The sequence below is a fragment of the Oceanobacillus phoenicis genome (genome assembly GCF_047238145.1).
Classification (GTDB): domain Bacteria; phylum Bacillota; class Bacilli; order Bacillales; family Amphibacillaceae; genus Oceanobacillus.
The window spans coordinates 1,040,961-1,054,377 of the sequence record NZ_JBDFME010000001.1 but is presented as its reverse complement, the minus strand read 5'-3'; the positions used below and the strand labels follow the sequence as shown (position 1 = coordinate 1,054,377).

General features: G+C 36.4%; 13 protein-coding genes. 6 read left to right on the top strand and 7 right to left on the bottom strand.

Going from position 1 to position 13,417, the window contains the following annotated elements:
- Window positions 1–14: 14 nt before the first annotated feature.
- From ABC346_RS05675 to dcuS, 5 genes are all read right to left on the bottom strand, one after another.
- Complete coding sequence (locus tag ABC346_RS05675; RefSeq protein WP_413233928.1) at window positions 15–392, bottom strand: PH domain-containing protein; 378 nt, start codon at window positions 390–392, stop codon at window positions 15–17.
- A gap of 307 nt (window positions 393–699) precedes the next feature.
- Complete coding sequence (locus ABC346_RS05670) at window positions 700–2,016, bottom strand: 2-hydroxycarboxylate transporter family protein (protein WP_413233927.1); 1,317 nt, start codon at window positions 2,014–2,016, stop codon at window positions 700–702.
- 83 nt (window positions 2,017–2,099) lie between these two features.
- The gene (locus tag ABC346_RS05665) at window positions 2,100–3,284 is read right to left on the bottom strand and encodes an NAD(P)-dependent malic enzyme (RefSeq protein ID WP_413233926.1); all 1,185 of its coding nucleotides are present in this window, start codon (window positions 3,282–3,284) and stop codon (window positions 2,100–2,102) included.
- 127 nt (window positions 3,285–3,411) lie between these two features.
- Window positions 3,412–4,125 carry a response regulator gene (locus tag ABC346_RS05660; RefSeq protein ID WP_413233925.1) on the bottom strand — a complete coding sequence of 238 codons (714 nt, stop codon included), beginning with the start codon at window positions 4,123–4,125 and terminating at the stop codon, window positions 3,412–3,414.
- Entirely contained in the window at window positions 4,122–5,723 is a 1,602-nt protein-coding gene (gene dcuS / locus ABC346_RS05655; RefSeq protein WP_413233924.1) for a DcuS/MalK family sensor histidine kinase, read from the bottom strand. Before dcuS ends, ABC346_RS05660 begins: the two co-directional genes overlap by 4 nt.
- A 269-nt stretch (window positions 5,724–5,992) precedes the next feature.
- Here dcuS and ABC346_RS05650 point away from each other — a divergent pair, with 269 nt between their 5' ends.
- From ABC346_RS05650 to ABC346_RS05635, 4 genes are all read left to right on the top strand, one after another.
- Window positions 5,993–6,712, top strand: coding sequence for an ABC transporter ATP-binding protein (locus tag ABC346_RS05650; RefSeq protein ID WP_413233923.1), 720 nt, complete (start codon window positions 5,993–5,995; stop codon window positions 6,710–6,712).
- Complete coding sequence (locus ABC346_RS05645) at window positions 6,709–7,434, top strand: ABC transporter permease (RefSeq protein ID WP_413233922.1); 726 nt, start codon at window positions 6,709–6,711, stop codon at window positions 7,432–7,434. Before ABC346_RS05650 ends, ABC346_RS05645 begins: the two co-directional genes overlap by 4 nt.
- Before the next feature lie 9 nt (window positions 7,435–7,443).
- Window positions 7,444–8,178 carry a MerR family transcriptional regulator gene (locus ABC346_RS05640; protein WP_413233921.1) on the top strand — a complete coding sequence of 245 codons (735 nt, stop codon included), beginning with the start codon at window positions 7,444–7,446 and terminating at the stop codon, window positions 8,176–8,178.
- Window positions 8,179–8,281: 103 nt separating this feature from the next.
- Window positions 8,282–8,509 carry an MDR/zinc-dependent alcohol dehydrogenase-like family protein gene (locus tag ABC346_RS05635; protein WP_413233920.1) on the top strand — a complete coding sequence of 76 codons (228 nt, stop codon included), beginning with the start codon at window positions 8,282–8,284 and terminating at the stop codon, window positions 8,507–8,509.
- Between the two features lie 545 nt (window positions 8,510–9,054).
- Here the strand turns inward: ABC346_RS05635 and ABC346_RS05630 are convergent.
- Window positions 9,055–9,858: a VOC family protein gene (locus tag ABC346_RS05630; RefSeq protein WP_413233919.1), complete on the bottom strand. Its 804-nt coding sequence runs from the start codon at window positions 9,856–9,858 to the stop codon at window positions 9,055–9,057.
- A gap of 182 nt (window positions 9,859–10,040) precedes the next feature.
- Window positions 10,041–12,167 carry a Z1 domain-containing protein gene (locus ABC346_RS05625; RefSeq protein WP_413233918.1) on the bottom strand — a complete coding sequence of 709 codons (2,127 nt, stop codon included), beginning with the start codon at window positions 12,165–12,167 and terminating at the stop codon, window positions 10,041–10,043.
- Window positions 12,168–12,425: 258 nt separating this feature from the next.
- Here ABC346_RS05625 and ABC346_RS05620 point away from each other — a divergent pair, with 258 nt between their 5' ends.
- Window positions 12,426–12,884, top strand: coding sequence for a hypothetical protein (locus ABC346_RS05620; protein WP_413233917.1), 459 nt, complete (start codon window positions 12,426–12,428; stop codon window positions 12,882–12,884).
- Window positions 12,885–13,045: 161 nt separating this feature from the next.
- Window positions 13,046–13,381, top strand: a complete 336-nt coding sequence (locus ABC346_RS05615) for a DUF3899 domain-containing protein (protein WP_413233916.1) — start codon at window positions 13,046–13,048, stop codon at window positions 13,379–13,381.
- Window positions 13,382–13,417: the final 36 nt, after the last annotated feature.

Here is a 13,417-nt window from a genome sequence, read left to right as displayed (position 1 = left end):
GCTCTTAAACTATATTAATTAAGTACGTAGCTTGCCAATACGGATTGAACTTCATAAATATTTAAGCTTTTGTTAAACTGCTTTTGGAAAGGCTCAGAATTACCAGATATCCAAATTTTCAACTCAGCATCTAAATCAAAACTTCCAGCGGTTTCAATACTAAAGTGAACAATACTCTTATAAGGTATGGAATGAAGTTCCATCTTTTTCCCTGTCACACCTTGTTTATCTACTAGAATTAAACGCTTGTTCGTAAAGATAAACAAATCTCGAATAAGTTTATATGTTCTCTCAATATTCTCCGAGTCCGCTAAAACTTTCTGAAATTCTTCCTCAATTTTCCCGTTATCCACCTCAGAAGCATTTCCCATAATACCATCAAAAAGTCCCATGTGTATTCCTCCTAAAATTTATTTATATAGGTAATTATACACTAATAATAATATTCTGATATAGTGAATTTTAGTCTGTATTTTTTTTAACATAGGAATAAAGTAACTATCCCTATAAGTATAATGAAGGGAGATCTACATGATTTTGATTGTCATATCAGGTCCTGCTTTCCGCCTTTCATTCCGATCAATTTTTTTTAATCGTTATCTCCTATTTCCCTTCACTTCTCACTATTATTCTAGATAGAAAAATAGTGAGGAAAATCACCTATCATGATCTTCCTCACCAATCTTAGTATATTTTTCTCTATATGAACATTTGTATGATTAATCCTGTAATGAGTAGTATAATTGCTCCACCTAAACGAGAAGAGATTTGAGCGAATGGCATTAATTGCATGCGCTTGGATGCGGATAATACCGCTACATCTCCAGTACCTCCCATATTGGCCATACATAATCCTCCTGTAATAGCCGCCTCAATTGGATAGAATCCTACGAGTTTACCGAGTAAACCGGCACCAAGGATTGCCCCTAATACAACTGCAAAGACAGTTAGAATATATTGAAGCGTTAATGCTTCGATTACTGTATTTAAATCAGTGTACGCAACCCCGATTCCAAATAACAGTGCTAGTGTCCAGTTGCTTGCTACGAACTGATACCACTGACTTGCACCATCTAAAACAGATTGTGGTAAGATATTAGCAATTTTAGTTAAGGCTACTAAGATAATCATAATAGCATACGCATGAATTGGTAAGAAATCACCTAATACAGAGCCAATCGTGAAGAAAGCTATTGCCGCAAGTAACCCTGCGCCCATTAATTTAATATCATATTTTTGTTCTTTTTTCTCTTCTGTTACTCCTTCAATAATTTGGCCGTTCCCTGTTAAAGAAGGATATTTCTTCCCAATTAAATTTAGTACACTTGCTAAAACTATTGCAAATACATTTCCTAAAGCTAGTGCAGGTACTAACATGGAAATATAGTAACTTGGACTATTGCCTAATAGTTCTGAATAGATCTGACTCATCGGAACCGCGCCTGCTCCCATGCCTCCACCCATAATAGGTAACGTTAAAACAAGAATTGCGTCTTGAATCGTGAATCCTACAATGCTACCTATGATAGCTGCTAAAATAATCGCACCAATGATTGCCCCGAAGATGGGAACAAAGAAACGGATACCAACTTTGACTAATAATTTGGAGCTCATTCCTAGAATACTACCGGTAATGAGTGCTGCAATATAAAAATCAAGAAAACCGCCTGTTGTCATAAAATCAGTAACGCCTGTAACCACATACTCTGGCAATATTCCGCTATATACCATAAAAGCAGAGCCAAATATCGCTACAATTGCACCTCCACCAAGGAAAGTACGTACAATAGGTGTTCTATCACCTACAAATCCTAATAGTTCACCAATTACGATCATGACAAGTAAACTACCGATCATACCAGCTGGAAGACTACCAGAATAGATTGCAACTATCGTTATCACTGAAAATAACAAAAACCATAAAACCGGCATTCCAAATATTTTCACTCCGGTTTGTGGAAGAGAAACTGTATTATTTTGTGTTGTATTCGTTTTCATTTCTTTAGAATCTTTCATTCTATTCACCTTTCTTTTTTGCTTTTATTTTGAAGAGCCTCCCTATAAAAGATAAGGAAGGCTTTTCCCCCTCTTACATCAACTTACAGAGCTTGTTTCTTTTTCTGTTGCATAGCACTCGACATAACTGCTTGCGCAACACGTTCTGCTGCTCGCTCATCCAATGCATTTGGGATAACCTTGTCTTTTGAAATTTCTTGTTCTGTTAGTACGTTCGCAATTCCATAGGCTGCGGCCACTTTCATTTCTGTTGTAATATCTTTTGCTCCTGCATCAATTGCGCCCCGGAATATTCCTGGAAATGCAAGTAAATTATTTACTTGATTCGGATAATCTGAACGTCCCGTTGCCACTACTGCTGCTCCAGCCTCCATTGCTTCTTCTGGATAGATTTCTGGAATTGGATTCGCAAGTGCAAAGATAATCGGATCCTTCGCCATTGTTTGAATATGTTCTTTCTTCAATGCTCCTGGACCGGATACGCCAATAAACACATCCGCTTCGGTAATTGCATCCTTTAACGTGCCGTGGACGTTATCTTTATTTGTTACTTCTGCCATTTCAGCTTGCATGGGATTCAACCATTCTTCCCCTTTTGCAACTACGCCTTCTAAACTTACTAACGTGATATTTGTCAATCCCGCATGATAAAGTAGCTTCGCTATTGCAATTCCTGCTGCACCAGCACCATTGATGACAATTTTAATTGGACGGTTCTGTTTATTAACTACTTTTAATGCATTAGTTAATGCTGCTAATACAACAATAGCCGTACCATGCTGATCATCATGGAAAACCGGAATATCTAATTCTTCTTTTAGACGTTTCTCAATTTCAAAACAACGCGGAGCTGCAATATCCTCAAGATTAATCCCAGCAAAAGTTGGTCCCATTGCTTTTACTATATTTACGATTTCATCTACATCCGTTGTATCTAAGCAAATTGGAAAGCCATCAATGTTAGCAAATTTCTTAAACAATAATGCTTTTCCTTCCATCACAGGCATTGCTGCTTTTGGACCAATATTTCCTAGACCTAGTACTGCTGTACCGTCTGTTACAATCCCTACCATATTACCTCGGGATGTTAGGCTATTTATTTTGTTCGGGTCATCTGCAATTTGCTTACAAACATCCGCGACACCTGGTGTATATACTAGGCTTAAATCATCTTCACTGTTAATATCCATTTTTCCAGTGATTTCTATTTTTCCTTTATGCTTATAATGAAGTTCAATCGCTTCATCTTTTAAATTTTTATTTACCAAAATAATTACCCCCACCGTAATCGCTTTCAATTCGATTTCATATTTATTATAAATATTTGACAAAAAATTGAACGGTTTTGAAACTATTAAAAGGGTTTTGAAATTAAAAAAAGCAGCCAATTGTACATTAGCTGCTTACATACGGATGTAAGTAATGGTCATTTTCTCTTTTGTATTGGTATGAATAAACTGGTCGTCCTATCCCATATGTCATCTTCTCTTCGATCCAATCAATATCTACTAAGAACTTTAAATATTTACGTATAGAAACACGTGAAATATTGGTTTGTTCTGCTAATTCATCTGTAGAGAAAAATACGCCATGCTGACGTCTGATTTCGGATACGATTACTTGTAAAGTTGACTCTGTCAGGCCTTTGGGCAACATTTTCTCAGGTTCACTTGCTTCTTCTTCCGCATGCATAAACTTGTCCAGTTCCTTTTGAGTCATTACTTCTTTGTCCATTAATAATTCTTGTTTTTCTTTATAAGCAAGAAGTGATTGTTCTAATCGTTCAAATTCAAATGGTTTGATTAAATAATCTACAGCACCAAAACGTAAAGCTTGCTGTATACGTTCTTTGTCAGATGCGGCAGTTATTAATATCACATCCACTTCCACACCCTCACTCCGAATGTCAGAAAGGAGCGCTAATCCATTTTCATCTGGCATATACACATCCAGCAATAATAATTCTACCTTTTGTCGTTCCATGATCATCTTCGCTTCTGTTGTATTCGTTGCTATTGCTGTTACTTCGAATCCATTGATAAGCTGAATATATCTTTTATTAAACTCCGCTACCATTGGATCATCTTCCACAATTAGTACCCGAATCATTGTATATCTCTCCTTATCTTATAAGGAACTTCAACTTCAAAAATAGTTCCAGCTTCAAGTGTTTCAAAACGAAGGGATCCACCCAAAGCTTCGACGCTCTGTTTTACTAAATACAAACCATACCCTCGGTTATTGCCTTTTGTGGAATATCCTTTTTTAAACATCTGTTGTTGTGTATCTTCATCTATACCAACACCATAATCTTGAATTCCAATATAGAGCCAATCATTTTTATAGCTTACATACATATCAATTGTTCGGTTTTCTTTGGATTTTATTGCATCGATTGCATTATCGGTTAAATTCCCGATAATGGTAATTAATTTATGAATAACTCGATTATCGGCAGATACAGGTATTTCTTCTCCAACATCTATTTGCAGATTAACATCCCTCTCCCTTGCATCGCTTAGTTTTCCTAGGAGAAACCCTGCCAAAATGGAGTCTTTTACATTCTTAACGACATGATTAAGTTCTTCATTCCGCTGATTGACAATTTGTTTAATATAATCATCTAACTCATCATAGCTTTTTGTCTTTACCATTCCATTTATCACATGTAATTTGTTCATAAATTCATGAGACTGTGCACGTAATGCTTCTGCATACAACTTAACACCTGATAACTGCTTGGCTAATTGTTTTAGTTCAGTTAAATCTCTAAAAGTAGAAATTGCACCTACCACCTCATCATTTACTACAATTGGCATACGATTTGCTAAAATCGTCACTCCATTTATTTTCTGTTCGACATCCATCTCTGGTTGTTTACTTTCTAAAATCTCTTTTAAATGAGAGTGAGGAAGAACTTCTTCTACGCTTCTTCCAACAGGGGATTCGGTAATTCCTGCTTTTTCAAAAATTTTCATTGCAGCTTTATTTACAATCGTTATTTTATGGTCTTTATCAATGGTAATAATACCTTCTCTTGCAGATTCTAACGTGGCACTTCTTTCTTTTAACATTTTAGCAATCTGAAACGGCTCTAGTCCAAATAATATCCGCTTAATATAACGGGCAATAAACCAAGCTCCTAAGATTCCAATTATTAACCCAACAATCGAACTGATTAGATTGCTGATATGATTGTTATAGATGACATCATTTATTTCTTGTAATGATATCCCCACAGATACTGCGCCAATTTGTTCACCATCATCATTAAATATCGGAGAGAAAGCGCGTAATGAATCTCCAAGAGTCCCTTCCGATATGGAAATATGTTCGATACCTTGTTCTAATACTGTATCTTCATCTGCTCCTACAAAGGGTTTTCCAATTAACTCCGGGTTCGGATGTGACTTACGTATGCCATTCATATCCATAACTACGATAAATGTTAAGTCCGTAGAGCGACTTATTTCATTCGTAAATTCTTGTATATATTTTTCCTCATCTTTATTCTGTAGCCCATTAATTACCCATTCGGACTTGGCCATTGTTCGAGAAATAATCACTGCTTTTTCTTCAATATTTTCTTTAAGCCGTTCACCGGTTGCATAATTTATTAATAGATCATTGGTAGTGAGAACGATAATAACAACGAAACAAATAAGCATTGTTATCAATACACTAAGACGTATTTTTTTCTTACCCATCGATAGATCCTCCAAGTTTATTATCACTTTATCCTACCATAGAAAATGAATACAGCGAGACTTATTTTTGAGTTTTCCCTTGTGATTTAGCGAGATTTATTAGGGTATTAGCGTCCGTTACATCCCCTGATATTATTCAGAACGGTAACTCACTTTATAAAGGTAGCGTATCCGAAAAATTTTTCTTTGCTGAAAACCCTCCAATAATACACCACCCATCTACTCCTTTGTTACTATATGAATCTACTAAACAACAGGAGGGAAATGAGATGGTTCTACACGTAGAAAATTTATCTGTCACATACGGATCTAAAAAAGTAGTCAATAACGTTAGCTTTCATCTTCGATCCGGTGAGGTCATCGGAATTCTTGGAGCAAATGGAGCCGGCAAGTCATCATTAATCGAGGCTATTCTTGGAATTAATCCAAGTAACGCTGAAACATTAACTATATTGGGTAAGTCACCCGTTCTTCAGAGAAAAGAAGTATTTCAGAAAGTAGGTGTACAATTTCAACAAACGAACTTTCAAGATAAAATCACAGTCAAAGAGGCAATCGAACAATTCAACTCGCTTTATAAGCAGACCATGAATATATCCACATTACTACACGTATTTGAGCTCCAAGACAAGGAATATCAACTTGTTAGCTCACTGTCAGGTGGAGAGCGACAACGTCTCGCCGTAGTATTAGCACTTCTTCCAAATCCTGAACTCGTTTTTCTAGATGAGCTTACAACTGGACTAGATACAAGAGCCCGACACCTTCTTTGGAAGCAATTAATACAACTAAAATCGAACGGTCTGGCTATCGTTTTGACTTCCCATTACATGGATGAAGTAGAGACACTATGTGATCGTATCATTATCTTAAAAAAAGGAACCGTCATGTTTGATGGAACCATTACAGAAGCAATTCAAACAAGTAATAAAGATTCACTGGAAGATGCCTATCTATATTATTCAGGTGAGGAGGACGTACGTCTATGAACACATTTCTAACGTTTTTAAAAATTGAGGGGAAGCTTGTCTGGAAAGGGATGGATATATTTATTTTTGGACTCTGCTTTCCAATTATACTTTCACTTTTATTTGGCTATTTAATGACAAATGGAGACTCTATAGCATTTCAACAATCATACCCAGCATTGATTACTATTGGAATTTTAGCTACCGGGGTAATGGGAGTGCCACTGACTATTGCGGATTACCGTCATAGAGGGATACTAAAACGGTTTAAAGTAACACCCGTATCACCATTATTAATCCTCTTTTCTCAAGGTACGATCCAACTATCCGCAGCGATTCTTTCATTCATTGGCGTAACGATGGTTTACGCGTTATTATTTGATTACACATTAACTGGATCATGGATACTATTTCTATTGTCCTTTGCCTTAGTTATCGTAGCCATGTATAGTATCGGTATCTTTATTGGCAGTATCGTGAAAGACCAAAAAGCAGCGAATGTATGGAGCTCCTTAGCCTACTTTACGATGCTACTTTTTTCTGGTGCGACCATTCCTTATGAGATTATGCCCACAGCAATTCAATGGATGATGGATGTTCTTCCGTTATCTCACGGGATTCATTTATTAAAACAAACTAGTATAGGACAACCTATAGGAGATAGTTTTCTCCATATTAGCGTGTTATTGGTGTGCATCATTATTGGATTATATGGTTCGTTTAAATTATTCAAATGGAAGTAGGATAATGAGATGTATCAAACAAAAGAAATAGCTGATCGTTTAGGTATTCACCCTAATACCGTTCGCATTTATGAAGAATGGGGATTTATTTCCCCTGCACCACGATTGGAAAATGGATATCGGATTTTTTCTGATATCCATCTTTTTCAATTAAAAATTGCACGAACCTTATTCAAAAATGAAATCATTCAAGAAAACCTTCGCCATCAAGCCAGACAAATTGTTTATGCTAGTGGTAGTGAAGATTTTATTCTAGCAGAACAACTGACCAAAGCGTATCTTGCACATCTGAGACAGGAACATAAACATGCATTACATGCAATTACCATTGTTGAAAAATGGTTAAAGAAAGATCCGATAGAAAACAAATCAACTTTCTCAAGAAAAGAAGTAGCACAAAAGTTAGATATTACGGTCGAATCTATCCGTAATTGGGAAAGGAATCATCTTTTAGAAGTACCTAGACTACCAAATGGTTCACCAGTGTTTAGAGAAAAAGAAATCGAACAACTAATTGTTATTCGCAGTTTACGTCGTGCCCACTACTCGATTAATGCTATCATGCGACTAATGCAGAATATAGAGCAACCGGAACCAAATGTTATCGCATTACTTAATACACCATCTGATGATGAGGATATTGTCTCTGTGACAGACCAATTTGTACAATCATTACTCCAGGCAATCGATGATACGGTAGAAGCGTTATCTTTAATCAGAGAAGTACAGAATAGCCAGAAGTGACAATCCTTTTTCATCAACCAATTGAAGTGAAGCTGGCAAGAAGTTGTTCGCTTATCCCTATAAAAAATATCCCTCACCTGGCGGGAAAGTGGTACTTGTTGGCATGGGTAAACTAGAAGCGACAATTAATACAGACCCACTTATTCTAAAAACCGCTACGCTTCAAGGAAGCATGGGTGGAGATAAGCATGATATCGCGGAAGTGTACAAACTAATGGCATCCGGAGATATAAGCCCTAAACTTTCTGAGATTACATTCGATGAAATTCCAGAAGGACTAAAACGACTAGAAAGACATGAAGTATCTGGAAGACTCGTGGCAAAAATGTAAATTTTTCAGACTAGAATTGAGACTATAATTACAAGATAATCGGGATGTAGACTTTGTAAAGTCGCTCCCGATATTTTTGGTATGGTAGCTGAAGTTTGACGATTTCTCTAGCGCAATCCAGGGGTCGCCCACCCTGCTCTCATAGAATTGACTTAGTTGTTTGAGGGTTTTAGAACTGGTCTATTCACTACTTTTGGCTTTTCTTAAGCAATTTTCGTTTTTAGAAGCGCTCTATGAACTACTTTTTTGACTTTCTTATGCTATTTTCGTTTTTAGAAGCGCTCTATGAACTACTTTTGGCTTTTCTTAAGCAATTTTCGTTTTTAGAACCACTCTATGAACTACTTTTTTGGCTTTATTTAGCTATTTTGGGTTTTAGAACCACTCTATGAACTACTTTTTTGGCTTTATTTAGCTATTTTGGGTTTTAGAGGCGCTCTATGAACTACTTTTTTGACTTTCTTATGCTATTTTCGTTTTTAGAAGCGCTTTATGAATTTCCCCAGTTGTTCTGGGTTTTACAACTACTTACCTTCCAAAGAAATTTACCGGAATCGGTATAAAGCTCCTGAAAAATCAATTGTTTTTTTCATGCCACCACTGAACTGAACCATAAATGGTTTCTCACCTTTTGTTTGTAGAAAAGATTCTACTTTTCCGTTATCAGTTGGTTCATAAAAGATGAGATTTACCCTTTGAAGAAGTAAAGGATATCCTGTTGCGTGTAACTCACTATCAATAAAAGTGGCACCAAGTTCAACACCAAGCAGTTTACTCCATGATGCAGCAGTTTCTGCTCCATTTTCTACTGCAAATCCAATACTCTCCAAAGTTAAATCTCCTATTAGGTGATCTGCAATAGCGTTGCTTTTCTCCAAATCTTGTTTTCTTCGTTCATCTGATTCGTCCCATTCAATGAAGAATGGCAATTCAGGCGATATTCCCTCACGGCCTACAAATAATAACTTCCATTTAATTATACTTCCATCTGGCCGAGTACGGCTGAAGTCAGTAGGCCCACTCACTTCGAGACCAAGCGAAGCAAAACGTTCCGCATCAGCTTGTAAATCATTTGAACGTAATGCCACTCGCACAGCTCCTTCTTCTTTTTCATCTAGAACACTTTTGATAAGTCCATGATTGACCTTGGCCGCTTCACTTGCGAGTTGTTCGCTAAATACATCAATAAACTCAATATAACTAAGTCCAAAGTAACTTAACGCGTTATAGGTCCCTAAATCCTCATGCCTTCCTCCTTGGACAGCATGAATACCGAGTTCCTTACAACGTTCAATCGCTTTCTGTGGATCGTTTACTACATGTACAAAATGATCAAATAAAAAAGACATGAATGGCCTCCCTAACCGAATAATATTATTCTACTTTTACCATTTGTTGTACTCTTTGTAAAGTTGATTGTAAGTTCTCCTTTAGGATAAGAAAATGCAGTAGTCGTTTTAAAACTCGGTTCAACCTTGTTCACTTAACGATTCGCTCGTAAACACTACTGTTTTTGTATTTTTTGGCGCTACTAACACTGGCCACCAAAACGGTGTTCCTCGCCAGCCCTTTTCTTCCTCTCATTTTGACGTAATAAAAGTAAAGCTGGTATATCTGTAGCTGCTTGTTTCGCTATTCTTAGCTCTCCTTTTTCTCCAGCAGGGGTATCTGGAGCATCTTCAAAACGATCAGAACCTGCACGAATCCTACTCATATTTCTGCCTCGCTTCACAATACACCACACATGCCCTTGATAGTCAGAATCAGTATGCTGAGACAAATATTCCATACTTGCTAGAAAGGCTTTTACATCCCAAGCTGTACCAGTGTTGTCATCAAATGTTTTTGCAATGGTTCGTATAATTTTCTTCGCATTATCCAGTCGTATTAAGAAAGCAACGCCATCTTTTTTACCACTTGCGCCAATCGCTCGATCAATTTTTTCTACGGTTTGGCTGATGTACGTCTTATATCCAGTCTGAAATCCAACCGGAAGCATCCGCTTATACGGGCGCAATGTTGTTGTTTTTGACAGCAATAATTTATTTGGGTTGCATGGAATGATTTCATTGCGCAGATCTTGTTGGATAAAGACGACCCCTTGATCTTGCCCACCTTGTTCAAAAGCCGTTCGTAACCCTGCATCAAATTCATGTATCTTCCTCATGACATGATAAATTTCTTTCGTCGTATAAAATCTTGTTACGGCTAAATCTTCCTTGGGCCGAAAACCATACATACGGGAATGCTGTAAGACCGTATCTTGCTGATAGCGACGAGGGTTTCTGCCATAATAAAAGCCAATTAAATTGGCAATGGTTATCCCTCTGTCTAAGATTTGGCCACCAATAAATATATTTAAAGGTGCCCTTAATTTCAGCTGTCCTGAGTTATCTAGAAGCTGATTTATATCCGTTTCTGAATTAACTTTTGAAATCAAAAGATGATCTTTCTGTAGCGCCCACAAGGTTTCAAATTGCACTTCGGCAAAAGAAGGCATCTCGCCTCCTAAAATCGTTAATGACTTTTTCATATTTTCATATGAAGTTTTTATAAGATTCCCGAGTAATTCTGGTTGATTATTTGCAGCTTGTTGTAGATACTTTTTCACCTCTAAAATAATCGTTTCTTGCCATTCATGAGATAACTTAGATTGCTCCGTATGGATAATGAAGCTATACTTATTCATTCGTGTTCCTTGCTGCCTTTGTTGAATCCGACGCATGGCGCCCCCAACAACAAAATGAATGATTGAATTTCGGAGTGAAGCAATCTTATTACTTTGTAACACTTCTTCTAATTTAAATCTTCTTCGATCTGGCTTTTTTAAAGCAATTAATTCACCTTCTCCAATCGGTTCGTAAATACAGGAAGAAATAGAATCACCTAACTCACTCTCCTCAAAGTAATACTCCCCACCAATATATTCATTTGGCACAGGCACAAGTTCTGTAAATGCAGGTTTTACAGGTTCAAAAACCTTTGAGGATCCATCTATTTTTAGTGTTTCCGGCTGTAAATAAAGAGAATATGGTGTTGCAGTTACCTGTAAGAAACTAACATCTGCTAAATTCCTGCGAAGGCTATCAATTTGTCCAGCAATTACATTGATTTCTGTAATCTCTCGCTTTGTTTTAGAAAATCCGATACTCGCAAAGTCAGCTTCATCATCAATCATTAATGTTTTTTTCATTGCTAAGGTAGGATATCTTACTGATAAAACTTCTTCTAAACGCTTCAAATTATTGGTTTCTTTCTTCACTACGATTATTTGTTTTTGCTGTAATTCATATTCAATTAGATTTTCTGGCATCGACATAATATCATGGATTTGCAAGACATCCTCATCTTCTAGACCAGCAAACTCTTGATATAAACGTTGTATTGTTTGTCTAGCTAAAGCTCTGGTTCCTTTCGTCAAAACAATAATTACATCATAGTCATTATCCATGGCAAGGCCTGACAAACCAATAAATGCGCGCGTCTTCCCGCTTTGGATTTTCCCTAGTAACATTCCTGGCCGGTTCCATGTTGTCCCATAGTGTAATAGATTTTCTAACGTTTTTTCTATACAATGCATTGTTTCATTGGAATACGTATTTCTCTCTTTGAGATATGTATAAAACATTCCTGTTGTATGTGTCTTTACTTGTTGCATATTTTCCTCCGCTGTTTTTATCTTATTTACTCCATCAAAATTCATATCGCTAATCGCATCGAGCATATATAAGTTGGTTGATTTATTGTATAATGAATATAATTGATTCTATCATTAATTTATCCTACATGTAACGGATGGTAAAGCCACCAATAAATGAAGTTCACTTAAATTATAGACCGCTAGTAGTCTAAGATAATCATTATTCGCTCGTCGCCCTAAAGAGAATAAAATCATCACTACTACTTAGGAGGGCTTATGAATACATTTATATCCAATCTCACTAGCAAATGTTTAGCGGCGGCCTTACTTGCGCCGTTTATATTTTTTTGTGTTTTTTCTACCTTTGAATTGATTGACAATGTGGCTATATCTTCTGTGGGAAGTACTGCGGATATTAATATTTCCTCTAATGTTTTTGTTGTTTTTATGATCACTACACCTTTATTTTTAAGTATTGGAGTTCCAATATCACTAAGCATCGATTATATCATTACTCGTTTCAGATGGATTACTTATCCAATATCTGCAGCGCTCATACCAAGTGTTTCCTTTTTTATATTTGGACAAGAAGATTTGTTTACTCCTTGGGCCAACATATTGATCTATAGTGTCGCAGGTCTAATTTTCTTTATAGCTTTATATATTGTTGAAAAGTGTAAGCTCAAATCAAAAATAAAATCTCTAGCATCTACTCTAGTAAAAGAAGTGGAATGAAAACTCCAGATTCATTACTCGACTTAAACATTGGGATTTATCTCACATTATCACCACTTCCAGATGGATTAAAAAAGATAAAGAAGATAGAGGTAGGGAAATAAAGGAATCCACTTGAACCAGATTGTTATTCATTTAATTATTAAAGGAAGTAGATAGAAATGCTAAAAAAAGTATTCCTCTGGGTAGGAATTTCACAACTACTTATTATTTTAATCACACTACTTATGTATAAAAGATTGGATCTTCTATCTTATATTAATGTTGCTTTTGTGATAGGCTCTATTCTTTTGCTGATTTCACTCACTCTCTTTGTTATAAAAGGGCGGTTTTTCGATATCGTATTTTTTAGCTTCCAAAATATTTTTAGTCGTATGGAAGACAAGGATAGAAGCCCCTTATCTAAATTAGTTCCACAAAACTATTCAGCACTATTTATAGCAAGTATCGTCACCATTGTTATCATGCTAGCTGCTCTACTATTACAGAGTGGCTAATATACTAAACAAGGCAGCCATTCAAAATGACTGCCT